General features: G+C 72.0%; 28 protein-coding genes. 10 read left to right on the top strand and 18 right to left on the bottom strand.

Translation table 11 applies throughout. From position 1 onward, the window contains the following. Positions 1-173: 173 nt before the first annotated feature. Positions 174-428, top strand: a complete 255-nt coding sequence (locus tag ACFVH0_RS23190) for a hypothetical protein (RefSeq protein WP_385822873.1) — start codon at positions 174-176, stop codon at positions 426-428. A 35-nt stretch (positions 429-463) separates the two neighbouring features. On the opposite strand, the gene moaA is transcribed toward ACFVH0_RS23190, so the two are convergent. From moaA to ACFVH0_RS23175, 3 genes are all read right to left on the bottom strand, one after another. After that, positions 464-1,453, bottom strand: coding sequence for a GTP 3',8-cyclase MoaA (gene moaA / locus ACFVH0_RS23185; protein WP_385822871.1), 990 nt, complete (start codon positions 1,451-1,453; stop codon positions 464-466). A gap of 193 nt (positions 1,454-1,646) precedes the next feature. Continuing rightward, positions 1,647-3,287, bottom strand: coding sequence for a cation acetate symporter (locus tag ACFVH0_RS23180; protein ID WP_385822869.1), 1,641 nt, complete (start codon positions 3,285-3,287; stop codon positions 1,647-1,649). Further along, positions 3,284-3,649, bottom strand: a complete 366-nt coding sequence (locus ACFVH0_RS23175) for a DUF485 domain-containing protein (RefSeq protein WP_385822867.1) — start codon at positions 3,647-3,649, stop codon at positions 3,284-3,286. Before ACFVH0_RS23175 ends, ACFVH0_RS23180 begins: the two co-directional genes overlap by 4 nt. 293 nt (positions 3,650-3,942) lie before the next feature. On the opposite strand from ACFVH0_RS23175, the gene ACFVH0_RS23170 reads away from it, so the two are divergent. Together ACFVH0_RS23170 and ACFVH0_RS23165 are read left to right on the top strand one after the other, a co-directional pair. Further along, the gene (locus ACFVH0_RS23170; protein ID WP_385822865.1) at positions 3,943-5,478 is read left to right on the top strand and encodes a S8 family serine peptidase; all 1,536 of its coding nucleotides are present in this window, start codon (positions 3,943-3,945) and stop codon (positions 5,476-5,478) included. Positions 5,479-5,780: 302 nt separating this feature from the next. Next, the gene (locus ACFVH0_RS23165; RefSeq protein ID WP_385822863.1) at positions 5,781-5,906 is read left to right on the top strand and encodes a hypothetical protein; all 126 of its coding nucleotides are present in this window, start codon (positions 5,781-5,783) and stop codon (positions 5,904-5,906) included. Positions 5,907-6,057: 151 nt separating this feature from the next. On the opposite strand, the gene ACFVH0_RS23160 is transcribed toward ACFVH0_RS23165, so the two are convergent. From ACFVH0_RS23160 to ACFVH0_RS23125, 8 genes are all read right to left on the bottom strand, one after another. Beyond that, positions 6,058-7,101, bottom strand: coding sequence for a zinc-dependent alcohol dehydrogenase family protein (locus ACFVH0_RS23160; protein WP_385822861.1), 1,044 nt, complete (start codon positions 7,099-7,101; stop codon positions 6,058-6,060). A gap of 21 nt (positions 7,102-7,122) precedes the next feature. After that, complete coding sequence (locus ACFVH0_RS23155; RefSeq protein WP_385822859.1) at positions 7,123-7,833, bottom strand: lysoplasmalogenase; 711 nt, start codon at positions 7,831-7,833, stop codon at positions 7,123-7,125. After that, positions 7,830-8,708, bottom strand: a complete 879-nt coding sequence (locus ACFVH0_RS23150) for a sterol desaturase family protein (RefSeq protein WP_385822857.1) — start codon at positions 8,706-8,708, stop codon at positions 7,830-7,832. The genes ACFVH0_RS23155 and ACFVH0_RS23150 overlap by 4 nt, the downstream gene beginning before the upstream one ends. Before the next feature lie 156 nt (positions 8,709-8,864). After that, the gene (locus tag ACFVH0_RS23145; protein ID WP_385822855.1) at positions 8,865-9,578 is read right to left on the bottom strand and encodes a VIT family protein; all 714 of its coding nucleotides are present in this window, start codon (positions 9,576-9,578) and stop codon (positions 8,865-8,867) included. A gap of 25 nt (positions 9,579-9,603) precedes the next feature. Further along, positions 9,604-10,833, bottom strand: a complete 1,230-nt coding sequence (locus ACFVH0_RS23140; RefSeq protein ID WP_385822853.1) for an amidohydrolase family protein — start codon at positions 10,831-10,833, stop codon at positions 9,604-9,606. Then, a complete protein-coding gene (locus tag ACFVH0_RS23135) occupies positions 10,833-12,110 on the bottom strand; it encodes an amidohydrolase family protein (RefSeq protein ID WP_385822851.1) in 1,278 nt (425 codons plus the stop codon). Before ACFVH0_RS23135 ends, ACFVH0_RS23140 begins: the two co-directional genes overlap by 1 nt. 10 nt (positions 12,111-12,120) lie before the next feature. Then, positions 12,121-13,005, bottom strand: a complete 885-nt coding sequence (locus ACFVH0_RS23130) for an SDR family NAD(P)-dependent oxidoreductase (RefSeq protein WP_385822850.1) — start codon at positions 13,003-13,005, stop codon at positions 12,121-12,123. Further along, positions 13,002-13,802 carry an acetoacetate decarboxylase family protein gene (locus ACFVH0_RS23125; RefSeq protein WP_385822848.1) on the bottom strand — a complete coding sequence of 267 codons (801 nt, stop codon included), beginning with the start codon at positions 13,800-13,802 and terminating at the stop codon, positions 13,002-13,004. The genes ACFVH0_RS23130 and ACFVH0_RS23125 overlap by 4 nt, the downstream gene beginning before the upstream one ends. Positions 13,803-13,929: 127 nt before the next feature. Here ACFVH0_RS23125 and ACFVH0_RS23120 point away from each other — a divergent pair, with 127 nt between their 5' ends. The 6 genes from ACFVH0_RS23120 (at position 13,930) to ACFVH0_RS23095 (ending at position 19,552) form a co-directional block, all read left to right on the top strand. Further along, a complete protein-coding gene (locus ACFVH0_RS23120) occupies positions 13,930-14,604 on the top strand; it encodes a TetR/AcrR family transcriptional regulator (RefSeq protein WP_385822846.1) in 675 nt (224 codons plus the stop codon). Between the two features lie 29 nt (positions 14,605-14,633). Continuing rightward, complete coding sequence (locus ACFVH0_RS23115) at positions 14,634-15,638, top strand: DEDDh family exonuclease (protein ID WP_385822844.1); 1,005 nt, start codon at positions 14,634-14,636, stop codon at positions 15,636-15,638. Positions 15,639-15,772: 134 nt separating this feature from the next. After that, positions 15,773-16,006 carry a hypothetical protein gene (locus ACFVH0_RS23110; protein WP_072482991.1) on the top strand — a complete coding sequence of 78 codons (234 nt, stop codon included), beginning with the start codon at positions 15,773-15,775 and terminating at the stop codon, positions 16,004-16,006. A gap of 71 nt (positions 16,007-16,077) precedes the next feature. Beyond that, positions 16,078-16,893: an SURF1 family protein gene (locus ACFVH0_RS23105; protein ID WP_385822842.1), complete on the top strand. Its 816-nt coding sequence runs from the start codon at positions 16,078-16,080 to the stop codon at positions 16,891-16,893. Positions 16,894-16,992: 99 nt separating this feature from the next. Continuing rightward, positions 16,993-18,792, top strand: a complete 1,800-nt coding sequence (locus tag ACFVH0_RS23100; protein ID WP_385822840.1) for a glycoside hydrolase family 15 protein — start codon at positions 16,993-16,995, stop codon at positions 18,790-18,792. Positions 18,793-18,796: 4 nt separating this feature from the next. Further along, complete coding sequence (locus ACFVH0_RS23095) at positions 18,797-19,552, top strand: SDR family oxidoreductase (RefSeq protein ID WP_385822838.1); 756 nt, start codon at positions 18,797-18,799, stop codon at positions 19,550-19,552. A gap of 66 nt (positions 19,553-19,618) precedes the next feature. Here ACFVH0_RS23095 and amaP read toward each other — a convergent pair whose 3' ends face one another. Genes amaP through ACFVH0_RS23070 form a run of 5 tightly spaced genes read right to left on the bottom strand, consistent with a single transcriptional unit; the run spans position 19,619 to position 21,942 of the window. Continuing rightward, entirely contained in the window at positions 19,619-20,197 is a 579-nt protein-coding gene (gene amaP / locus ACFVH0_RS23090; protein WP_385822917.1) for an alkaline shock response membrane anchor protein AmaP, read from the bottom strand. Positions 20,198-20,202: 5 nt separating this feature from the next. Further along, on the bottom strand, positions 20,203-20,889 hold the full coding sequence (locus ACFVH0_RS23085) for a DUF6286 domain-containing protein (RefSeq protein WP_385822836.1): 687 nt from the start codon (positions 20,887-20,889) through the stop codon (positions 20,203-20,205). Then, positions 20,886-21,248, bottom strand: coding sequence for a hypothetical protein (locus ACFVH0_RS23080; RefSeq protein WP_385822834.1), 363 nt, complete (start codon positions 21,246-21,248; stop codon positions 20,886-20,888). Before ACFVH0_RS23080 ends, ACFVH0_RS23085 begins: the two co-directional genes overlap by 4 nt. Continuing rightward, positions 21,245-21,436: a hypothetical protein gene (locus ACFVH0_RS23075; RefSeq protein WP_266916753.1), complete on the bottom strand. Its 192-nt coding sequence runs from the start codon at positions 21,434-21,436 to the stop codon at positions 21,245-21,247. The genes ACFVH0_RS23080 and ACFVH0_RS23075 overlap by 4 nt, the downstream gene beginning before the upstream one ends. Positions 21,437-21,468: 32 nt before the next feature. Next, positions 21,469-21,942: an Asp23/Gls24 family envelope stress response protein gene (locus ACFVH0_RS23070; protein ID WP_385822832.1), complete on the bottom strand. Its 474-nt coding sequence runs from the start codon at positions 21,940-21,942 to the stop codon at positions 21,469-21,471. A 92-nt stretch (positions 21,943-22,034) separates the two neighbouring features. Here ACFVH0_RS23070 and ACFVH0_RS23065 point away from each other — a divergent pair, with 92 nt between their 5' ends. Then, positions 22,035-22,730, top strand: coding sequence for a hypothetical protein (locus tag ACFVH0_RS23065; protein ID WP_385822830.1), 696 nt, complete (start codon positions 22,035-22,037; stop codon positions 22,728-22,730). Between the two features lie 62 nt (positions 22,731-22,792). Here the strand turns inward: ACFVH0_RS23065 and ACFVH0_RS23060 are convergent, their stop codons facing one another. Further along, on the bottom strand, positions 22,793-23,584 hold the full coding sequence (locus ACFVH0_RS23060; RefSeq protein WP_124718386.1) for an enoyl-CoA hydratase/isomerase family protein: 792 nt from the start codon (positions 23,582-23,584) through the stop codon (positions 22,793-22,795). 149 nt (positions 23,585-23,733) lie between these two features. Then, positions 23,734-23,955, bottom strand: a complete 222-nt coding sequence (locus ACFVH0_RS23055; RefSeq protein ID WP_018518904.1) for a helix-turn-helix domain-containing protein — start codon at positions 23,953-23,955, stop codon at positions 23,734-23,736. Positions 23,956-24,236 lie beyond the last annotated feature (281 nt).

Genomic DNA, 24,236 nt, shown 5'->3' with positions numbered 1-24,236 from the left:
TGACATACTTCGTAGGCGCTCCGCATCCCCCGTCGGAGCGACGGACCGACGCCGGGCAGCTCCCCCCGTGGCTGCTCGGCGTCGTTTTTTCTCCGGCTGGGGATGCGTCGGGGCCGCCCGGCGAACCGGGCCGGGCCGAGGGCCCGCATCCGCGCTGACCTAGGGTTGAGTCCGTGAACTCCCCTGAATCCGCGGCCGGTAACACCGCCGCCCCCATCTGTTCCGCCAAGGGCTGCCGGGCCGACGCCGTATGGGTGCTCGCCTGGAACAACCCGAAGCTGCACACCCCGGAGCGCCGCAAGACCTGGCTGGCCTGCGAGGAGCACCGGGAGCACCTCTCCTCGTTCCTGGACGTCAGGAGTTTCCTCAAGGAAGTCGTGACCCTGGCGGAGTGGGAGTCCCACGGACCGGGACCGGACGCGCCCTGATCCGCCCTGATCCGGCCTGATCCGAACGAAAGACCCTAGCCGCCGATCGCCGACATCGGCCGGTCCGGTTGCAGGAAGGACGGGTCGTCCAGGCCGGATCCGGCTTTCTTTCCCCACATCGCGAGCGTCCAGATCCGGGCGATCTCCTCGTCGGGCGCGTCCGAGCGCAGGGCGCCGCGCAGGTCGGTCTCCTCGCGGGCGAAGAGGCAGGTGCGCACCTGGCCGTCGGCGGTGAGCCTGGTGCGGTCGCAGGCGCGGCAGAAGGGGCGGGTGACGGAGGCGATGACGCCGACCCGGTGGGGGCCGCCGTCGACGAGCCAGCGCTCGGCGGGGGCGGAGCCGCGCTCCCCGGCGCCCTCCTCGGTGAGGGTGAAGCGGGTGCGCAGCGAGCGCAGTATGTCGCCTGCCGTGATCATGCCGTCGCGCTTCCAGCCGTGCTGGGCGTCGAGCGGCATCTGCTCGATGAAGCGGAGCTCGTACCCGTGCTCGACGGCCCAGGCGAGCAGCTCGGGGGCCTCGTCGTCGTTGAGCCCCGGCATCAGGACGGTGTTGACCTTGACGGGGGTGAGCCCGGCTTCGCGGGCGGCTTCGAGGCCGGCCAGCACGTCGTGGTGGCGGTCGCGGCGGGTGAGGGTCTTGAAGACGTCGGGGCGCAGGGTGTCCAGCGAGACGTTGACCCGGTCGAGCCCCGCGGCCTTGAGTGCGGCGGCGGTGCGCCCCAGGCCGATGCCATTGGTGGTGAGCGACATCCTGGGGCGCGGGGCGAGGGCGGCGCACCGCTCGACGACGGAGACGAGCCCGGGGCGCAGCAGCGGTTCGCCGCCGGTGAAGCGGACCTCCGTGATGCCGAGCCGGGTGACGGCGATGTCGATCAGCCGGACGATCTCGTCATCGGTGAGCAGATCGGGCTTGGCCAGCCACTGCAAACCCTCTTCCGGCATGCAGTAGGTGCACCGCAGATTGCACCGGTCGGTCAGCGAGACGCGCAGGTCGGTGGCTACCCGGTCGTAGGTGTCGATGAGCATGTGGGCCCCCTCCCCCGATTGCTTCCCGGGTGCCGATTCCGCTCTCCGTCCGGCCCTTCCGGCTGACTCTTCCGAGACTACGCGAGAGCTGTGACATCGGCGGGGCCCGTTTGGCACGAGGTGCGGCGTGGCCGTGTCGTAGGACCCTACGACACGGCCGCGGAGCGGGAGGGGCACCCGGGGCGCCGCTCGCTCAGTGTGCTTCGACGCCGGTGAGGGACTTGACCTCCAGCTCGGCGTACTTGCCCCTGTCGGGCTCTTCCTTGGAGAGGAGGGAGCCGACCCAGCCGAGCAGGAAGCCCAGCGGGATGGAGATCAGACCGGGGTTCTCCAGCGGGAACCAGGCGAAGTCGACGCCCTTGAACATCGACGTCTTCGGGTTGCCGGAGACGACCGGCGAGAACAGCACCAGGATCACCGAGCTGGCCAGACCGCCGTAGATCGACCACAGCGCGCCCCGGGTGGTGAACCGCTTCCAGAAGAGGCTGTAGAGGATGGTCGGCAGGTTGGCGGAGGCGGCGACGGCGAATGCCAGCGCCACCAGTCCGGCGACGTTCATGTCACGGGCGAAGGCGCCCAGGACGATCGCGACCGCGCCGATGAGGACGGTGGCCCAGCGGGCCGCCCGCATCTCCTCCTTCTCGGTGGCCTTCCCCTTGCGGATGACGTTGGCGTAGATGTCGTGCGCGAAGGAGGACGAGGAGGCGAGGGTGAGTCCCGCGACGACGGCGAGGATGGTGGCGAAGGCGACGGCCGAGATCACGGCGAGCAGTACGGCGCCGCCGGTGGTGCCGACCCCGCCGAGGTATTCGGCGAGCTGCGGGGCGGCCGCGTTGCCGGCCGGGTTCTTCGCCTTGATCTCGTCGGGGCCGATGAGGGCCGCGGCACCGAAGCCGAGGGCGATCGTCATCAGGTAGAAGGCACCGATGATGCCGATGGCCCAGTTGACCGACTTACGGGCGGCCTTGGCGGTCGGCACCGTGTAGAAGCGGATCAGGATGTGCGGCAGGCCGGCGGTGCCGAGGACCAGGGCGATGCCGAGCGAGAGGAAGTCCAGCTTCGAGGTGCTGGTGGCACCGTACTTGAGGCCGGGCTCCAGGAACGCCGCCCCGTGGCCGCTCTTCTCGGCGGCCGTGCCCAGCAGGTCGGAGATGTTGAAGTCGAACTTCAGCAGCACCAGGAAGGTCATCAGCAGGGCACCGGCGATGAGCAGCACGGCCTTGACCATCTGGACCCAGGTGGTGCCCTTCATGCCGCCGATGGTGACGTAGACGATCATCAGTACGCCGACGAGGGCGACGATGAGGATCTTGCCCGCGTCGCTGGTGATGCCGAGCAGCAGGGAGACCAGGACGCCCGCGCCCGCCATCTGGGCCAGCAGGTAGAAGATCGAGACGACGATGGTGGAGACGCCGGAGGCGGTACGGACGGGGCGCTGGCGCATCCGGTAGGCGAGGACGTCTCCCATGGTGTAGCGGCCCGAGTTGCGCAGCGGTTCGGCGACCAGCAGCAGGGCGACGAGCCAGGCGACGAGGAAGCCGATGGAATACAGGAAGCCGTCGTAGCCGAAGAGGGCGATGGCCCCGGCGATGCCGAGGAAGGACGCGGCGGACATGTAGTCGCCGGAGACCGCGAGTCCGTTCTGGAAGGCGGTGAACTGGCGGCCGCCCGCGTAGAAGTCGGCAGCGCTCTTGGTCTGCCGGCCGGCCCAGACGGTGATGCCCAGGGTCGCGGCGACGAACACGGCGAAGAGCGTGATGATCAGCGGCCGGTGCTCGGTGGTCGAGGAGGCGGCCAGCTGGACGGCGGTGTGCGAGTGGTACGCGGCGCTCATGCGTCGGCCTCCATACGGGACTTGATGGCCTCGGCCTTCGGGTCGAGCTTGGCGGCCGCGTGCCTGGAGTAGAACCAGGCGATGAGGAAGGTGGTGACGAACTGGGCGAGGCCGAACACGAAGGCCACGTTGATGTTGCTGTACACCTTGGTGCCCATGAAGCCGCCCGCGTAGTTGGACAGCAGCACGTAGAGCAGGTACCAGAGAACGAACGCGATGGTCAGCGGAAAGGCGAACGAGCGGTAGGAGCGGCGCAGTTCGCCGAACTCACCGCTCTCCTGCATCGCGACGAAAGCCTCGGTGGTGAGCGGAGCAGGGGGCGTGTCCGTACTGACCTCGGGCGGCGGTGCATCGGTAGCCACGGAATCTCCTCGCGACGCGGGTGCGGTGGTGTCGGTGACGGTGGATCTCGCTGGGAACGCTGGATATCGGGGGGTGTCGGTGCACCTCCCCCGACAACGGCACGGAGGGCGCGGCGAAGCGGTTCACCGCGGGTCCGTACTTCTTCCCGAGCGCCGTTTCCCGCCCGTCCGGCCGAACCCGGCCCCGCGAACTCATTGAAGAGCGGGGATGATCAGCGATAACTTCACTCGTCATGTACCCGACTGGATACGCCCGGTGTCCGGTCGACCGGCACGGATGATGTGGAGACCCCATGGCTCATCTGGGATCCAGACGGACGCGCGCACTGTCGTTGCCCGTCGGATTGGCACTCACGGCCTCGCTCGGCTTCCTGCCGACGGCGGCCGCCTCTGCCGCACCCATGGACACGCAGCCCACGGCTGCGGTGTCGACGGACGGCCCGAAGCTCTCGTACGTGGTCAACACGCGGGGCGGTCACGGGACCGTCAAGCAGGTGAAGAAGGCGATAGCCGCGGCCGGCGGCACGGTGGTGGTCGCCTACGACCAGATCGGCGTCATCGTCGTCCACTCGCAGAACCCGGACTTCGCGCAATCGATCCGCCGGGTCCGGGGGGTCGATTCGGCGGGTGCCACCCGCACCAGCCCCATCGTTCCGCAGGCCACCACGGACACCGGGGTCGAGCAGCCGCTCACCGCCGCGCAGGCGAAGGCCGCGTCGGCCCGGGCGACGGGTGACCAGGACCCGATGGAGCCCCTGCAGTGGGACCTGCCCGCCATCAAGGCGGACCAGGCGCACAAGCGGACGCTGGGCAGCAGCAAGGTCACGGTCGCGGTCATCGACACGGGTGTCGACGACACCCATCCGGACCTGGCGCCGAACTTCGACCGCCGGGCATCGGCGAACTGCGTCTCCGGGGCGCCGGACACCACGGACGGCGCCTGGCGTTCGAAGCCCGGTGAGAGCAACCACGGCACCCATGTCGCGGGGACCATCGCCGCCGCGAAGAACGGCGTCGGGGTCACGGGTGTCGCGCCGGGCGTCAAGGTCGCCGGGATCAAGGTGGCGAACCCGGACGGCTTCTTCTACACCGAGTCGATCGTCTGCGGCTTCGTCTGGGCCGCCGAGCACGGTGTCGATGTCACCAACAACAGCTACTTCACCGACCCGTGGATGTTCAACTGCAAGAACGACCCGGACCAGGGCGCCCTGGTCGACGCGGTCGCCCGTGCCACCCGGTACGCGGAGCGCAGGGGCACGGTCAACATCGCCTCGTCCGGCAACAGCAGCTTCGACCTGGCCTCCGACGCGATCGAGGACACGGGAAGCCCGAACGACAGCACGACCGTCACCCGGACGATCAACCCACGCGAGTGCCTCGACATCCCGGTGCAGCTGCCGGGCGTCGTGACGGTCTCCGCGACCGGCGCGAAGGGCCTGAAGGCCTCCTACTCGAACTACGGGAACGGCGTCATCGACGTGGCGGCCCCCGGCGGTGACTCCACGGCGTACCAGACGCCCGCCCCGCCGGCCACGAGCGGTCTGATCCTGTCCACGCTGCCGAACGGCGAGTACGGCTACAAGGCCGGTACGTCGATGGCCTCCCCGCATGTCGCGGGTGTCGCGGCCCTGATCAAGTCGACGCACCCGCACGCCTCGGCGGCCACGGTGAAGGCGCTGCTGAGCGCCGAGGCCGACGCCACCGCGTGCGGCGCCCCGTACGACATCGACGGTGACGGCAAGATCGACGCCGTCTGCGAGGGCGGCAAGAACCGCAACGGCTTCTACGGCGCCGGTGTGGTGAACGCGCTGAACGCGGTCCGCTGGTAGCCGGAACGCGGCGCGGCGGGAGGGCCGGTCCGGATTCTTCGGCCGGCCGCTCCCGCCGCTTCTCCCGGGCCGCTGCCCGCACCGTTCCCGGGGCTTCTTTCCGCCCGGTGGCACTCATTGCCATAGCGCGGGGATGAACCAGGCACGGCTCCGGCACCGAACAGGCGTGGGCGGCGCTCGGCGACGACCCCGCGCTTCTCGCGCACATCGAGCCTCCCGCGCGAGGCGGGCTGCTCCCGGCCCGGCCGCCCGTCACGGAGCCGGCCCGTACCGCCGTCGCGGTCTGCTCGCCGGCCGCCGCCGTGCTGCGGGCGCCGACCGAGCGGCACGACGGGGGCGGCTCCCGGCTGGTCACGCTCTCGCCGGCCCGCACCGCCGCCCGGCTGCTCGACGAGCTGCCGGACCGCCTGGAGCCGGATGCCCCCTGACCCGTCGTACGAGCCGGAGCGGTGGCTCGCGCAGAAGGGCGGTCCGCTGGGCCGGCTGCGGCACGTGCTGCCGGCGGTCGCCTTCGGTGACTCCCCCCGCCGGCTGGTCGCGCCCGCCCGGCCCCGCTGGGGGCGGACCCGGCCGCCCGGCTCACGGCTTGATGAGCACCTTCAGCGCGGTGCGCCCGTCCATCGCCTTGTAGCCGATGGGGACGTCGTCGAGGCCGACGGTCAGGTCGAAGACGGGCGACGGGTCGATCGTGCCGGCCAGGACGTCGGGGAGCAGCTCCGGGATGTACGTGCGCACGGGGGCGACGCCGCCGCGCAGGGCGATGTTCCGGTCGAACATGACGCCGAGGTCCAGGCCGGTGCCGCTGCCGTGCGGCACGCCGACGTAGCCGATGGAGCCGCCGTCGCGGGTGATCCCGACGGCGGTGCGCATCGACTGTTCGGTGCCGACGGCCTCGATCACGGCGTGCGCGCCCTCGCCGCCGAGCAGTTCCCGTACGGCTTCGACGGCCGCCTCGCCGCGCTCGGCGACGACGTCCGTGGCGCCGAAGGTGCGGGCGATGTCCGTGCGCGCCTGGTGGCGGCCGAGCGCGATGATCCGCTCGGCGCCGAGCCGCTTGGCGGCCATGACGCCGCAGAGTCCGACCGCTCCGTCACCGACGACCGCGACCGTGGAGCCGGGCTTCACGCCCGCGCCGACGGCGGCGTGGTGTCCGGTGCCGAGCACGTCGGACAGGGCGAGGAGCGCGGTGAGCAGGTGGTCGTCGGCGGCCGCGGCGGCGGGGAGCTTGATCAGCGTGCCGTCGGCGAACGGGACGCGAACGGCCTCGCCCTGCCCGCCGTCGGAGCCGACCGAGCCCCAGAACCCGCCCTGCGGGCAGGAGGTCGTCAGCCCCTCGGCGCAGTAGGCGCAGGTGCCGTCGGACCAGACGAACGGGGCGACGACGAGGTCACCGACGGCGAAGCCGGCCACCTCGGAACCCGCCTCCTCGACGATCCCGAGGAACTCGTGCCCGATGCGCTGGCCGGGCTGCCGGGCGGACTCGCCGCGGTACGCCCACAGGTCGCTGCCGCAGATGCAGGCCCGCAGGACCCGCAGCACCACATCGGTGGGCTGCTGGATCGCGGGGTCGGGCACCTCCTGCACGCGTATGTCGTGGGGGGCGTGGATGACGGTGGCGCGCATGCGTGGGGATCCTTGCCGGTCTCAGCTGCTGGTACGCCGTTCACGGTACGCCCCGGCAGTCACACCGCCCCGTCGAGGCCCGGGCGCGAGCACTCCGGCGGTCAGCAGGAACTGCGCCGCGATGTAGGTGAGCATGACCCAGAAGTCCGGGGCGGGCAGCTGCGGCCAGTCGGCGATGCCGGTGGCGATCAGCGCGTCGGAGAGCAGGAAGAGCGCCCCGCCGGCGGCCGCGTACCGGCCGCGGGTGCCGGCCCGGAACGCCATCGCCGTGAGCAGCAGGCTGTAGCCGGTCATCGGGATCCGCAGGTCCGCGGGCAGTCCGGGCCAGAGCAGCACGACGAAGGTGGTCAGGACGACGGCGTACGCGATCCCGGCGGGCAGCGAGCCGCGGGCCCGTCCGAAGAGCCACAGGTAGCAGACGTGCCCCGCGGCGAAGGAGACCATCCCGACGAGGAAGGCGGCATCGGCGTCGGCCAGCAGGAACGTGTCGCCGCCCCAGCCGAACAGCAGCGCCGCGATGAGCAGCCGGGGGCCGCGCCGGGCGGCGGCGTACCCGGCCAGCAGCGGCATCAGCAGGGGCTTGGCGACGAGGTGGGCGACGGGTACGTCGGCGAGCAGGCCGACGAGGTCGACGGCCGAGGCCACCAGGAAGGCGATGAACAGCGGTCGTACGAGACGCTCCCGCCGGTCCGGTACGGCGTCCGCCCGGTCCGGTACGGCGTCGGCGCTCATCCGGTGCGCTCCTGGGCGGGGGCGGCCGTACGCGCGGCCGTTCTGCCCGGCTGCCAGCCGGGCCCGCGGAAGATCCGCCCGGCCCGCTCGCTCCAGCTGTCCGCCTTCCGCACGTCACGGGCGATGGCGGCGTACTCGTGGGTGGCTACGCGGAGCGGATTGAAGGTGTCGATGTTCTTGGTGAGCCCGAACACGGGCCGCTCGGTCTCGGCGGTGAACGACCCGAAGAGCCGGTCCCACACGATCAGGATGCCGCCGAAGTTCCGGTCCAGGTAGCCGCCCTGCGAGGCGTGGTGCACCCGGTGGTGGGAGGGCGTGTTCAGTACGTACTCGAACGGCCTGGGGAGCTTGTCGATGCGCTCCGTGTGCACCCAGAACTGGTACACGAGGTTGGCCGACGAGCAGAAGGCGAGCGCCGCCGGGTGGACCCCGCACGCGATCATCGGCAGGTAGAACGGCCAGACGGTCAGCGAGGTCCAGGGCTGGCGCAGCGCGGTGGAGAGGTTGAACTTCCGGCTGGAGTGGTGGACCACGTGGCAGGCCCAGAGGATCCGGATGACGTGGTGGCCGCGGTGGGACCAGTAGTAGAAGAAGTCCTGCGCCAGCAGCATCAGCAGGACGGTCCACCACAGCACGGGGACGCGGAGCGGGGTCAGTTCGTAGACCGCGGTGTAGATCGCGACGATGGGCACTTTCCACAGCAGGTCGAAGACCAGGCTGCCCAGCCCCATGGTGATGCTGGTGACGGCGTCCTTCGCCTCGTATCCGGCGGCGTCCTCGTCGGGGTGGAAGTGGTGGAGGGCCACTTCCAGAACAGTGAGCAGGACGAAGGCCGGTATGGACCAGAGCACTACATCGGGCAGGTTCGGCGGCATACCTGCACCGTAGAGCCGCAGGTCGGCCGGGCACCAGACGTTGTTACCAACAAGTATGCGAGACACGGTGTCAGCAGTCTTTGGTGAGTTCTGCCAAACACGGGGGCGTGACAGGGTGCGCAGGTGGCGGGGCAGGCGCCGCGCCCCTCCCCGGCGTTACACCCCCACCGCCCCCAGCAGATGCCCCGCCCCGTAGGTGACCGCCATCGCCAGCGCTCCCCCGCCCATGTTCCGCAGCACCGCCGGCCCCACCCTCGCCTCGCCCAGCCGGGCGCTCCACCACCCCGTGAGGGCCAGCGCCGCCAGTACCGACAGCACGGTCACCAGGAGCCGCAACGACGAGGGCGGCAGCACGATCGCCAGCAGCGGCAGCAGCGCGCCGACCGTGAACGCCAGGAAGCTCGCGCCCGCCGCGTGCCACGGGTTGGTCAGCCGGTCCGGGTCGATGCCCAGCTCGACCACCGCGTGGGCGCGCAGCGCATCGCGTTCGGTGAGCTGGACGGCGGCCTCGCGGGCGACCTCGCGGCTCAGGCCCTTGCCCTCCAACAGGCCGGTCAGCTCGGTCAGTTCCGCCTCGGGGTCCTCCTTCAGCTCCTGTTTCTCCGTCGCGATGGCGGCCCGCTCCGAATCTCGCTGGGTGGAGACCGACACGTACTCGCCCGCCGCCATCGACATGGAACCGGCCAGCAGTCCCGCCAGGCCGGCGGTGAGCAGGGTGCCCCGGTCGGCCGTGGCGCCGGCCACACCGACGACCAGGCCGGCGGTGGAGACCACCCCGTCGTTGGCACCGAGGACCGCGGCACGCAGCCAGTTCAGCCGCGTGCCGAGCCCGTTGCCGTGCGGTTCGTCGTGCGCCTGGGTATCCGTCACCCGGGGATGGTCTCACTCCGCCCGGTCACCAGACGCGTACCGACCCGCCCGGGGCGAATGCGGGGCTGGTCGCGCCTGCCGGTACCTCCTTCAGCGGTTCGGCGATCTCCTCGACCGCCGGGCCGACCTCCGCCGCGACGCGGTCGAGCGCCGCCAGGTCGAAGCCGTAGACGCGGGCCGCGTTGCCGCCGGTCATCGCCGCGACCTCCTCGGGGTCCACGCCCGCGTACGCGATCCGCAGGGCTTCCCTCGTGTACGGGGCGGTGCCCTCGTCGTGCGGGTAGTCACTGCCCCACATGATCTTGTCGAGGCCGATCCGGTCGCGCAGCGGCACCTCGTGGGGGCGCATGAAGCTGGCTCCCACGTAGCAGTTGTCGCGCCAGACCTCACTCGGGCTCGCCCCCATCGAGGCGGCCAGGCCCGCACCGAACCTGGATTCGGCGGTGGTCGCCCGGGTCGCCGCCGCGACCAGGCGGCCGTGGTAGTAGTCCAGCATCTCCACGACGCGCGGAATCCAGCCGGAGCCCTGTTCGGTGAGGACCAGTTTCAGTCCGGGGTGACGGCGGAAGGCTCCGCCGAAGATCAGGTGCCACAGCGCCCGGTGGGAGAACCAGGTCGTCTCCACCATGAACACGGCGCGCGCCGCCGGTTCGTCGCCGAGCGGCGGGGAGGCCGAGCCGCCGTGGTGGTTCACGGGTACGTCCAGCTCCTCGCAGACGGCCCACAGCGGGTCGTACGTCTGCGAGTACAGCTCCGGGACGCCCGAGCCGGGCGGGGCGCCGGGCAGCAGGATGCCGCCGGTGAGCCCCGCCTCCTTGGTGCGGCGGATCTCGCGGACCGCCTCCGCCGGGTCGTTGAGGAGGATCTGCGCGACACCGGCCCGCCGGCCCGGCGCCTGCGCGCAGAAGTCGGCGAGCCAGCGGTTGTGGGCGCGCAGCCCGGCCCAGCGCTGTTCGTACTCCGCCCGCGAGGGCGCGGGCGCCATCAGCGAGGCGGAGGGGAAGAAGGGCGGGATGGTGTTGGGGAAGACCACCTCCGCGACGATGCCGTCGGCCTCCAGTTCGGCGAGGCGGCGCTCCGAGTTCCAGTTGCGGTCGGCGGTGTCGGCGAGGAGGTCCTCGTACGGATTGACGTACGTCGCCGCCCACGCGTCGAAGTCGTCGTGGTACTTCGTCTCCAGGTAGGGCCGGTAGTCGAGGAGGTCCGCGCCCGCGTGGCAGTCGGCGGAGATGACGGTGTAGCGCCGGCGGGACATCAGCCGGCCCCCAGGACCGGGAAGTCGTGGCCGGTCAGCCAGTGCCGGCCGGTCTCGCGCGAGCGTGCCCAGGACGCCTCGACCGCCGTCTGGTCGGCGCTCTGGCCGAGGTCCTGCGGGGTGGGGCCGATGCGTTCGGCGATCGGGGCGAGCCTGGCCGTGTCGAAGCCGAAGACCTCGGCCGCGGCGAGGCCCAGCATGCGGCGGGTCTCGGCGACCGGTATGTCGTGGAAGGTGTCGCGCAGCCACTGGGCGGTGTTGGGCCAGGTGCCTTCGGGGTGCGGGAAGTCGCTGCCCCACAGGATGTTGTCGACGCCGATCTCGTACCGCTGGGCGAGTTCGCGGCGCTTGGTGTTGGTGGCGCAGATGAAGACCTGGCGGTCGAGGTACTCGTGCGGGGGCCGCTTCAGTTCGGCGAACGGCGAGAGTTTCTTGCCGCCGTGGGCGCCGAGGTAGAGCCGGTCCATGAACCAGAGGAGGTTCGGCAGCCACCAGCAGCCGGACTCGGCGACGCCGAACCGCAGCCCGGGGTGGCGTTCGAAGGCGCCCGACCACAGCAGGAACCAGAGCGGACGGGACGGCCACCAGGTGACCTCGGACACGTAGATCCCGAGGTGGTCGCCGTACTCGTGGCGCGGAGCCGCGCCGGAGTGGGTGACGACGGGCATGCCCGTCTCGGCGGCGGCCGCCCACACGGGGTCGTAACGCCGGTCGTGGTAGGGGGCCTTGTCCACCCACATGGAGGGGATCATGAGCGCGCCGAGGCCGGACTCCTTCGCCCGGTGGATCTCCGCGACGACCCGGTCGACCTCGCCGGTGACGGGCAGCAGGGCGACTCCGCAGTGGCGTTCGGGGTTCTGCGAGACGAAGTCGGCGAGCCAGCGGTTGTGGGCCTGCGCACCCGCCATACCCAGCTCCGGGTCCTGGTCGCCGGAGAGGCCGAGGCCCACGCCGAACGGGGCGGCGGTCCGGCTGTCGACGGCGTCCGCGTCGGGGAAGACCACCTCGGCCGCCACTCCGTCGCCGTCCAGTTCCTTCAGGCGCCGGGCGGCGTCCCAACCACCCTTCAGGCCCTCCTCGTTGTCGTGGAACCACTTGTCGGCGAAGGCCTCGTTGCGTACGCCGAGGCGGGTCATCTCCTCGCGGCGCCGGTCGCGCCCGGCGAGGAAGTCGTCGAATTCCCGGTGGAAGCGGGGGTCGAGATAGGGCCGGTACTCCTCGGTGGGCAGCCCGGCGTGGCAGTCGGAGGAGATGATCAGGTAGGGGTCGTCGGACATCGCTCGCTCCTCAGTCGAGTATGAAACTCTCCAGGTACGACGGGTTGGCCCGGTCCAGCATCGACTGCGACCTGGCGCGGATCTGCCGGTCGCTGTGCTCGCTGTCCGGCAGCATCCAGAAGCGGTCGGCACGGATCCCGTCCACGACGGTCGCCGCGACGTCCTCCACCGGGGTGAACTCCACCTCGTGGCCCGACTCCCGCATGGCGGACTCCCACTGGCCGAGGCTGCGGTACGGGGTCCTGCGCGGGCGCTCCTTGGCGTACCGCTCCGGCCGGTTGCGGTGCGACTCCCACAGTCCGGTACGGAGCATGTGCGGGCCGGGGAAGAGCACCGAGGCGCCGACCGCCGCGCCCTCCGCCCGCAGGTGCGCGTACAGCGACTCGGTCATCGTGACGACGGCGGACTTGGTGACCGCGTACACGGAGGCGGTCGGCAGCGGGGCGATCCCGCCGTCCCCGGACGAGGTGTTGACGACGTGTCCGGGGCCGCCGTCCGCGATCATGCGCGGCACGAACGCCTGGATGCCGTGGAAGACGCCCCACACATTGACCGCGAACGCCCACTTCCAGTCGTTCGGCTCGTGCTCCCACATCCGGCCCTCGGCCCCGGAGCCGACCCCGGCGTTGTTGCACAGCACATGCACGGCGCCGAAGGTGTCGTACGCGGCTTCGGCCAGCGCCCGCACGGACTCGCGTTCGCCGACGTCGACGGCGTGGGCCAGCACCCGCGCACCGTCCTGGCGCAGTTCGCCCGCCGCCTTGCCGAGCGCGTCCTCCTCCACGTCGGCGAGGACGACCTTCAGCCCCTCGGCGGCGAACCTGCGTGCCATCGCGAGGCCGATGCCGCTCGCGGCGCCGGTGACCACGGCGACCTGTCCCTCCTCCAGCCTCATCGGACGCTCCCTTCCGGCGGGCCGTCGTGGATCTGCTGCGGGTCGTCGTAGCGCTGGTGGATGTACGGCAGCAGGGCCTCGGCGCTCACCCGCGCCACGGCCCTGCCCCGCTGGTCGCTGGTCTTCTCGCCGATGGTGAGCTCGACCAGCCGTCGTACGGGGAGGTCGGCGACCGGGTCGTACGCCGACTCGCGCAGCACCACGTCGCCCGAGATCCGTTCCAGCCGGCGGACCTTCTCGTGGCGGGTGCAGTGGACCAGCACGGGGTCGGAGTCGAAGCCCTCGCCGTCCACCGCGGGCAGGTACTTGAAGTAGAAGTCGAGCTTGGCCGTCGGTTCGGGCAGCGGGAGCGGTCCGCCGACCGCGCCGCGCACCTCGACGAAGGCGATGCCGTGCCGGGCGAGCGCGGCCCGGACGACGAGGCCGTCGCGTTCGACGGTCACCTCGCCGAGCTTCTTCGGTTCGCCGAACACCTCACGGCCGCCGATCAGCGCCCGTTCATGGGTCATCGGCATGACGAGCGGATACCAGCCCTCGTCGCCGTCGTGGACCGCCGCGACGGCGACCGAGCCCGCGCCGAGCGGGTAGCCGGGAAGTTCGACCGTACTGATACTGGCCCGGACGAGCGGGCGCTCGGCGGGCTTGAGAGGTGGCGGGAGGACGGCCGCCACCGCGTCGGGGTCACTCTCCCAGAGGGCCACCACACCGGTGGACCAGATGTCGGGGAGTGTGGAGCGGGCCGCGCGGGCCGCCGCTATCTCGGCCTCGGTGCGCGCGCCGTACCGTACACGTGCCATGTCGTACCACCCTTCTCGGTCGTCCGTGGTTCGGTACTCCGTGCCGGGTTCTGTAACACAGTTACACCGGCGCGGATGAAGGGTAAATAGGCGTGCACGTGACGGAGTCCGAGAATCGAGGAACGCTGTGGCGCGATCGTCGCTGACCCGCGAAGAGGTCCTGGACACGGCCGCCACCCTGCTGAAGCGGCACGGCCCGCAGGCCCTCACCATGCGCGCCCTCGCCGCGGAACTGGGCACCGCGGTCACGTCGATCTACTGGCACGTCGGCAACCGTGAATCGCTGCTGGACGCCCTCGTCGAGCGCACCGTGCGGGAGATGGGCACCCTGCGCCCGGCCGGCCGGACCCCGGCGGCCCGCATCGTCTCCGTCGCCCGCGGCCTGCGCCGCGAACTGCGGGCCAGGCCGCATCTGATCGCGATGGTCCACGAACGGGGGCTCACCGAGCGGATGTTCCTCCCCGCGCAACAGGCCCTCGTCCACGAGGTGCACGCCGCGGGGCTGCGCGGGGCGCGGGCCGCCGCGGCGGTGCGGGCGGTGCAGTTCCAGACCGTCGGCTTCCTGCTCGTCGAACGCAACCGGGAGCGGTCCCCCGTCCAGTCTCCCGGCGAGGGCGATCTGTGGACCGCGTCCACCGCGGACGACGACCCGGCGCTGGCCCGCGCCCTGGCCCGGCCCGCCGACCCGGACCGGCTGTTCGCCGATTCCGTACGGGCCCTGGTGGAAGGGCTGCTGGCGGGCGCCGGACAACAGGGCCCGGACCGCGGAACCGGGACGCGGGGGCGGGGGACGGCCGAATAGGAGACTGTCAGTCGCGGCCCGTATTCTCTGTGACCATGCTCGACGACCGCCAGACCGCAGCACCATGGCCGACCGCCTACCCGCAGGGGTACGCGGTCGTCGACGTGGAGACCACCGGACTCGCACGGGACGACCGGATAGTGTCCGCCGCCGTCTACCGCCTGGACGCGCAGGGCAATGTCGAGGACCACTGGTACACCCTCGTCAACCCCGAGCGCGATCCCGGCCCGGTCTGGATCCACGGCCTGACCAGTGATGTGCTCGAAGGCGCCCCGCTCTTCCCGGAGGTCGCCGCGCAGCTCTCCGAGCGGCTCGCGGACCGCGTCCTGGTCGCGCACAACGCGGCCTTCGACTGGTCGATGCTGGCCCGGGAGTACGCCCGGGCCTCGGTCGTCGCTCCCGTCGAGCAGCGGCTGTGCACCATCGCGCTCGCCAAGGAGCTGCGGCTGCCGCTGCCCAACCACAAGCTGGCGTCGCTGGCCGCGCACTTCGGCGTCGTGCAGCAGCACGCCCACCACGCGCTGGACGACGCCCGGGTGCTGGCCGAGGCGTTCCGGCCGAGTCTGCACGCGGCGGCGCGCGGCGGGGTGCGGCTGCCGCTGCTGGAGTGCCGGCCGCTGACCGAGTGGTCGGACTCCCCGGTCACGCCGCGGATCGGCTATCAGCCCTCGTACGGTCAGAACAGCTGGCGCGCCTCGCGCAAGCGCCCGGCGTGCCCGTATCCGAACCCCGGGCGGTACGAGAAGGACAAGCCCCTGATGCAGGGCATGCGGGTGGCCTTCTCCGGGGACACCTCCGTCGACCGCGAGCTGCTGGAGGACCGGGCCGTGGAGGCGGGTCTGCACGTGGCGACCAGCGTCTCCCGGCTGACCAGCCTGCTGGTCACCAACGACCCGGACGCGGCGACGTCGAAGACGGTCAAGGCGAAGTCGTTCGGCACACCGATCCTGGACGAGAGCGCCTTCACCCATCTGCTGCGCGATGTTGCACCCGCCGGTGCCCAGGGTCTTTCGTCCGGCCCGATCCGAACATGAGACCCCGGTGCCGCGACGGGACGGGCCCTGCCTGTCGCGGCACCGGGTGCCCGCGCCGTCATCGGAGTGAACCGGCGGCGACTCGCCCGGCCGCCGCTCGCCCGCCGCAGTCCCGGCATCCCACCCTGTGGCGCATGGCACGTTGTGAGGTTTGCGGAAACGACTACGGCATGTCCTTCGAGGTGCACGCGCAGGGCGCGGTGCACGTCTTCGACTGCTTCTCCTGCGCCATCCACCGCATGGCGCCCATCTGTGAGCACTGCCGGGTCCAGATCATCGGCCAGGGCGTCGAGGTCGACGGGCACTGGTTCTGCGGCGGCCACTGCGCCCGGGCCGAGGGGAAGGTGGGCATCATCGACAAGGTCTGAGCAGCGGCCGCCGCGACCGCTTCCCCGACCCCTGCGCGAGGCGCCCCACGGCACAGTTGTACCGTCGTGGGGTGTACCGCTTCCTGTTGACCCGGCAGTGGCTGTTCCTCGCCCTCCTCGCCCTCGTCCTGATTCCCACCATGGTCGAGCTGGGTTTCTGGCAGCTGCACCGGCATGAGCACAAGGTCGCGCAGAACTCCCTGATCTCCCGCAATCTCAAGGCGGCGCCGGTTCCCGTCGCCTCGCTCACCGCTCCGGGCCACACGGTCCCGCGCTCCGACTACTGGCGGACGGTGACGGCCACCGGCACGTACGACACCGCGCATCAGGTGGTCGTGCGCCGCAGGACCTCCGCCGACGGCCGGATCGGCGTCCACGTACTGATCCCGTTCGACCTCAAGGGCGGCGGCACGGTCCTGGTCAACCGCGGCTGGGTGCCCTCCGCCGCGAGTCAGCAGGCGTTCCCCGACGTGCCGGCCGTGCCCGGGGGCGAGGTGACCGTCACCGGGCGGCTCAAGGCCGACGAGACGACGAGCGCCAGCGGCATCAAGGACATCTCGGACCTGCCGGACCGCCAGGTGATGCTGATCAGCAGCGCCCAGGAGGCCGAGCGGCTCGCCCGGCCGGTGCTCGGCGGCTACATCGAGCAGACGGCGCCCGATCCCGTCGGCGACTCCCCGGAACTGATCGAGGCCCCCGACGACAGCTCGATCGGCCCGCACATGGCGTACGCCGTGCAGTGGTGGCTCTTCGCCGCCGGCGTCCCGGTCGGGTACGTGGTCCTGGCCCGCAGGGAGAAGCGCGACCGGGCGGAGGCGGCGGCGAAGGCCGCCGACGAGGAGCAGCGGCCCGCCGAGCCGGAGAAGCCGGAACCCGCCACGGCCTGACGCCGTATCCGCCGGATGCGGGCGGGGACGTTCCCGGCCGGGTGACCCTCGCGGCCCGGGATTGCTTAACGTGGCCCGGGTTCGGGAACACGCCAGAACGTGACCCCATGCATCGAGGACTACGCCCTCATCGGCGATCTCCAGACAGCCGCCCTGGTCGGCAGAAACGGTTCTGTCGACTGGCTCTGTCTGCCCCGCTTCGACTCGGGCGCCTGCTTCGCCGCCCTGCTCGGCGACGAGGACAACGGCCACTGGCGGATCGCCCCGAAGGGTGCGGAGACCTGCACCCGGCGCGGCTACGCGGGTGACTCCCTCGTCCTGGAGACGTTCTGGGAGACCCGCACCGGCACGGTCAAGGTGATCGACTTCATGCCGCAGCGCGACCGGGAACCCGACGTCATGCGGATCGTCGAGGGCATCAGCGGCACCGTCGAGATGAGCTCCGTGATCCGGCTGCGCTTCGACTTCGGCTCGGTCGTGCCATGGGTGCGCCGCTCGCAGGGGCACCGGGTGGCGGTCGCGGGACCGGACTCGGCCTGGCTGCGCAGCGAGCCGCCGGTCAAGACCTGGGGCCAGCAGTTCTCCACCTGCTCGTCGTTCAGTGTCTCCGCGGGCGAGAAGGTGGCGTTCGTACTGACCTGGCACCCCTCGCACTCGCCCCGTCCCGAGCTGGTCGACCCGTACGAGGCGCTGGAAAGCACCCTGTCCGACTGGGCTGAGTGGTCCGCCCGGTGCAAGTACCGGGGGCCCTACCGGGAAGCGGTGATCCGCTCGCTGATCACGCTGAAGGCGCTGACCTTCGGCCCGACCGGCGGCATCGTGGCGGCACCCACCACCTCGCTGCCGGAGGAGATCGGGGGCGTACGGAACTGGGACTACCGCTTCTGCTGGCTGCGGGACTCCACGCTGACCCTCGGCGCCCTCGTCTCGGCCGGCTATCTGGAGGAGGCGGCCGCCTGGCGGGACTGGCTGCTGCGGGCGGTCGCCGGGGATCCGGCCGACCTCCAGATCATGTACGGCCTCGCGGGCGAGCGCAGACTGCCCGAGTCGGAGCTGTCGTGGCTGCGCGGCTACGAGAACTCCGCCCCGGTCCGGATCGGCAACGCCGCGGTCCGCCAGCGTCAGCTCGACGTGTACGGGGAGGTCATCGACTCCCTGCGGCTCGCCCGCGAGGCGGGGCTGGACGACAAGCCGCACGCCTGGAATCTGCAGCTCAGCCTGCTCGGCTTCCTGGAGTCCACCTGGCGCGAGCCGGACGAGGGACTGTGGGAGATCCGCGGCCAGCGCCGCCACTTCGTGCACTCCAAGGTGATGGCCTGGGTCGCCGCCGACCGTGCCGTACGCACCCTGGAGAACAACCCCGCGCTGGCGGGCGACGCCGAGCGGTGGCGGGCGATGCGGGACGCCGTGCACCGGGAGGTGTGCGAGAAGGGGTACGACCCGGAGCGGAACACCTTCACTCAGTCCTACGGCTCACGGAACCTGGACGCCGCGACGCTGCTGATCCCCCGGACCGGTTTCCTGCCGCCGGACGACCCCCGGGTGATCGGGACGGTCGACGCGGTCCGGGCCGAGCTGGGCAGCGACTGCCTGGTCCGCCGCTACAGCACGGACGGCGGCTCGATCGACGGGCTGCCCGGCAGCGAAGGTGCCTTCCTGGCGTGCTCGTTCTGGCTGGCCGACGCGCTGCGTCTGACCGGGCGCGGCGAGGAGGCCCGGGACCTCTTCGAACGGCTGCTGGCGCTCCGCAACGACGTGGGGCTGCTCGCCGAGGAGTACGACACCGTCGGCCGCCGCCAGGTGGGCAACTTCCCGCAGGCGTTCAGCCACATCGGCCTCGTCGGCACCGCCATGGCACTGGCCGGGGAGGACACGCTGGAACCCGACGCGGCAGGATAGGGCCATGGATCTTGGACTGAAGGACCGTGTGTACATCGTCACCGGAGCGACCCGGGGGCTGGGCAACGCCACGGCGCGGGCGCTCACCGACGACGGGGCGAGGGTGATCATCACCGGCCGGGACGCGGAGCGTGCCGGGGCGGCCGCCGCCGAACTGGGGCCGGACGCGGTCGGCCTCGCCGCCGACAACTCCGACCACGCGTCCGCGCAACGCCTGGTGGACGCGGCGCACGAGCGGTTCGGGCGGCTCGACGGCGTTCTCATCAGCGTCGGCGGACCGGCCCCCGGTTTCCTGGCCGACAACACCGACGAGCAGTGGCAGTCGGCCTTCGAGTCGGTGTTCCTGGGCGCGGTCCGGCTCGCCAGGGCCGCGGCGAACGTGCTCGGCGAGGGCGGCGTCATCGGCTTCGTGCTCTCCGGCTCCGTGTACGAGCCGATCCCCGGGCTGACCATCTCCAACGGGCTCCGTCCCGGCCTGGCCGGTTTCGCCAAGTCCCTGGCCGACGAGCTCGGTCCGCGCGGGATCCGGGTGGTGGGCGTGCTGCTGGCCCGGATCGACACGGACCGGGTGCGTGAGCTGGACGCCCTCTCGGGCGACGCGGAGGCCGCCCGGGCGGCGAGCGAGGCGCAGATCCCGCTGCGGCGCTACGGCACTCCGGAGGAGTTCGGCCGGACCGCGGCGTTCCTGCTCTCGCCCGCGGCTTCGTATCTGACGGGCATCATGCTGCCGGTCGACGGCGGCTCCCGGCGCGGCTTCTGAGCCGGAGCCCGGCCCCGGTCGCCGGCCGGAGCCGTCCGGCGACCGGGAAGGCCACGGCAGCGGCGGTCAGCTCACCCGCTCCGCGCGGTGCCTGACCGCCTTCAGCCGCACCTCGGCCGGCAGCTCGGCCAGCCCCGCCGAATCCCGCGCATGGGCCAGCGCCTCGTCGCCGAGGCGGCCGAGTGCCTCGTCCGGCGCCGCGTGCGGCTCCATCAGCAGACGGATCCTGGCGTGCGGCGAGCTGCGCCGGCCGGTCAGCGCGACCTGGGCGCGGGCCACCCCGTCCAGCGTCCCCGCCTCACCGGCGAGCACCTCTTCCAGGGCCCGGCCCCGCAGCAGCGCCCCCTCGCCGTCCCCGCTGTCCACCAACACCTCGGCGAGGCGGGCCCGGCGCAGCTGAGCCAGCAGCCACCACAGGGCGAGCACGACCACGACGGCGAGGACGGCGATGACCGTCGGCCACCACCAGCCCTGGTCGCGCCAGCGGTCCCGGTCGGCCGCGCTGATGAGCACATCGTCCTTGCCGTACCAGGGCCACCAGGACGGCACGGCGAGGCCGAGACCGGCGGCGAGCACCGCGCCGCCGCCGCAGATCAGTACCAGCCCGGCGAGGCCGAGCAGTACCCGGTTGACGGTCCTGAGCAACGGGCTCACCCCTTCTTCGTGGGCCGGCGGACGTGCACGGACAGGCTCGGCGGCCGGGCCAGGCCCAGTTCCCTGATGCCGGTCCCGAGCACGGTGTCCAGATCGGCCCGTACGTCGTCGAGCTCACGGAAGTGCGACACGGCGCGCACCACCGCCCTGCCCCGGCCCATCCGGACCCGCACCGACTGCACCCCGGACACCTCGACGGCCCGGTCGCGCAGCACCAGTGCGGCTGCGGACCGGTCGAGTGCGGCGCGTACGCCGGGGCGGTCGCGGCGCATGGGCAGCAGGGCGCGGAGGCCGGGGGTGACGGCCAGCACCAGCAGCCACAGGCCGATCGCCACGGCCGCCGCGGCGGCGCCGAGCAGCCAGGCGCTCTCCAGCGGGCGCTCGGCGAGCCGGTCGGCCAGCGACCGGCGCCAGTGCATCGCCGGGTGGCCGGCCCGCACCGCCGCCACGTCGTACAGCAGCAGTCCGGCGCCGCCGAGGACCACCAGGGCGAGAACCGCCGCGGGGATCCGGCGCGCCGACCAGAAGCGGCCCGCCCCGGCGGCGCCCTCCTGCCGCGCGGGCACCGGGTCGTACGCGGCGGACGAGGCGGACTGGTCGAGTTCGAGCACGTCCCCCTCTTCGACGGGGCCGGTGGCGGGCGGCCCGGGGGTCGGCCGCTCCGGTCCGTGGGGCTCGGTCACTGGATCCTCCCCTGTGCCGCGGCGCTCGCTCCCGTCGGGTGCAAGCGCTCGACCTGTACGGCCACCTCGGGCACTTCCATCCCTGCCAACGCCCTTACCCGCTCGGCGACATGCCGACGCACGCCACCGCACTGGCGGCCGATGTCGCAGGGGTACCCGAGCTCAAGGCTCACCCGTACCCGGGCGGTATCCCGGTGCACCGTGACGGTGGCGCGCGGTGCGGCGCCCTGCTCCGGCGGCTCGCCGATCGCCTCCTTCGCCGCCTGTGCGGCGATCTTCGCGACCACCCGGTCGGCGATCCGGGTCTCCCCGCGCTCACCTGCGGCGATCCGGTCCTTCACCACCGACAACGCCGTCACCGCCGTCGGTCGCCGCGCTCGCGACTCCGGAAGAAGTCGCCGAGCTCCAGGTCGCCCTCCAGGAGGCGGCCGACGACGAAGCCGACCGCCCCGAGTGCGGCCACCAGCAGGAAGGCCCCGAAGCCGCCGAAGTACCCGGCGAATGCGAGCGCCATGCCGGCCACCATGCCGGCCACAGCCATGCTCATCGTGCGCTCCTCAACTGCCTCTCGCCGGAGGCCTACTGGAGACGTGGCTCCGGCTGGTCCTCGTCGTCTGCCTCGTCGGGCAGCTTCACGTCGCTCACCGCGATATTGACCTCGACGACCTCCAGGCCGGTCATCCGCTCGACCGCCGCGACCACGTTCTCCCGTACATCACGGGCCACGTCGGAGATCGATACGCCGTAGTCGACGACGATCTCCAGGTCGAGCGCGGTCTGCGACTCACCGACCTCCGCCTTCACCCCGCGGGTGACGGACTTGCCGCCACCGGGTACCCGGTCGCGCACCGCTCCGAAGGTGCGCGAGAAGCCGCTGCCCATCGCATGGACGCCGACCACGTCGCGGGTCGCCATTCCCGCGATCTTCTCGACCACGCCGTCGGCGATGGTGGTACGGCCGCGGGTGGCGGGTGCTCCCCCGCCACGCTTGACGAGCGGGCTCGATTCCTTGTCGGGGCTCTCGGGGCGGTTCCGCTGCGTGGTGTCGGTCATCGCCATCTTTCCCTTCTGGGCTGATTGGACCTCTTTGCCCACATTAGGTGCGCTTGCTCCGTAGCGCGCCGTGGATGCGGCAGGCTGGGGCAATGACGACGGCTGACGGCCCGCGCAGGGCGGACGGATGGACAGCGGCGGTCCGGCAACGGCTCGGCCTCGGCCGGCTGCTTCCGCTGGGCGGTCCGGCGGACGGGGCCTGGATCTCCGAGCGGGCGGCGGTCGCGGTGCTGCGCCGCGCGGTGGCAGGGCACGGCCCCGTGCTCGGGGAGCTGAGGATCTCGGTGGCCGATCCGGACGGGGCGCCGGAGGCGGAGGTGGAACCGCCGCCGAGCGCGCTGCGGCCCGGCCCGCTGCTGATCGAGGCGGCCATGTCGGCGGTGTCCGGTCAGCCGCTGCCCGCCGCGGCCGAGGCACTGCGCTCGGCGCTGCTGACGGCGGCCGTCCGGCGGCTGGGCCTGGTGGTCACGGCGGTGGACGTCCGGGTGACGGAGCTGCTGGACGCGGCGCCCGAACCGCCGGCCGCCGTCCCGGCCGAGGTCCGCGAGGCGGCGGCGGAGGGGGCCGCGGGGTCCGCGGCGGCGGGCGTCGCCGGTGTGGTGACGCTGACCCGGGTGCTGGGGCATGCGGTGCACTCACGTCCGGACCATGTACGGGTCGAGCTGGCGACGGCCCCGGACCACCAGGCGCTCGCTGTGGCCCGAGCGGTGCGGGGCGCCGTGGCGGCCGCGGTGGAGGGGAATCCCTCGGTCGCGGTGCTGGTCACGGCGGTGGTGGAGCAGGAATGAGCATGGACCCGCCCCGGAGATCGCCGTTCCGGGGCGGGCCCACCGCGATCGGGGACCGCCGCTCAGTCGGTGATGCCCGCCAGATCGCGCAGCCGACGGCCCTGCGCGGCACGTTCGGCGACGCGCTGCTCCTCGTAACCACGCGAGACGGCACCGCTCAGCAGTGCCTTGGTCTCCACGACGGCGTCGCGCGGGGCGGCCAGCAGCGCGCCGGCCAGATCGCGGGCCGCCGCGTCCAGCTCACCGGCGGGGACGACGAGATTGGCCAGGCCGGTGCGCTCGGCCTCCTCGGCGTGCACGAAGCGGCCCGTGGCGCAGATTTCCAGCGCACGGGCGTACCCCACCAGGTTGACCAAGGGGTGCGTACCGGTGAGGTCGGGCACCAGACCGAGGCTGGTCTCACGCATGGCGAACTGCACGTCCTCGGCGACGATCCGCAGATCGCAGGCGAGGGCGAGCTGGAAGCCGGCACCGATCGCATGCCCCTGGACGGCCGCGATCGACACGATGTCGTTGCGGCGCCACCAGGTGAACGCCTCCTGGTACTCGGCGATGGTCGCGTCGAGCTCGGCCTCCGGGCCGCGCGCCATGTCGAGGAAGGACGGCTCACCGTCGAACCCCTCGGGGGTGAACGCCTGCCGGTCGAGTCCCGCGGAGAAGGACTTGCCCTCGCCGCGGAGTACGACGACCCGCACACTGCCGGGCAGTGCCCGGCCGGCCTCCGTCAACGCCCGCCACAGAGCGGGAGACTGAGCGTTGCGCTTGGCCGGATTGGTGAGGGTCACCGTGGCGACCGCGTCGTCGACGGTGAGTCGTACGCCGTCCTTGTCGAGCACAGAGTCGAGCGAGGTCATGGGGCGCCTCCGGTTCGGTCAGTCAGCATGCAGAGCTAAGTGACTGAACAGTAACCACCCGGTCGGCATCGCTGCCGACCGGGTGGCCACCGCCGAAAGCCGGTGAACCCCGGGGCGGACCTGACGGCCTGCCCCGACCGCGCGGGCCGTCAGGCCGTGGCGGCCTTCTTGCCCCGCGTCGCTCCGCCGCGTCCCCGCAGCGTGACTCCGGACTCACTGAGCATCCGGTGGACGAATCCGTAGGAGCGGCCGGTCTCTTCGGCCAACGCCCGGATGCTCGCACCGGAGTCGTACTTCTTCTTCAGGTCTGCCGCGAGCTTGTCGCGCGCGGCGCCGGTTACCCGGCTGCCCTTCTTCAGAGTCTCGGCCACCCGTGCCTCCTCATGGGAAGTGCGCTCTGGACTCTCATGATCACCCCTCGGGGGCTTCCTGGCCACCCATTCGGCAAGGTCCGTGCAACCCGGTTCCCGGCCGGAGAACGGGCCGACACGACCGGAATCCCACATTCCGTGGGGCTGCGGCGCCGGACGGAACAGGGCCCGGGACGAATCGGCAGGTCAGGGCCACACGGGGAACAGGACCCCCGTACGGGTGCGCCCGGCAGGTATCTGCCGGGCGCCGCGCCGAGGTACGAGACGTACTCACGCAGATG

It is taken from the genome of Streptomyces sp. NPDC127117, assembly GCF_042677325.1.
Taxonomy (GTDB): domain Bacteria; phylum Actinomycetota; class Actinomycetes; order Streptomycetales; family Streptomycetaceae; genus Streptomyces.
Note: the sequence above shows the minus strand (reverse complement) of the source record. Positions and strands in the feature narration are given on the sequence as shown.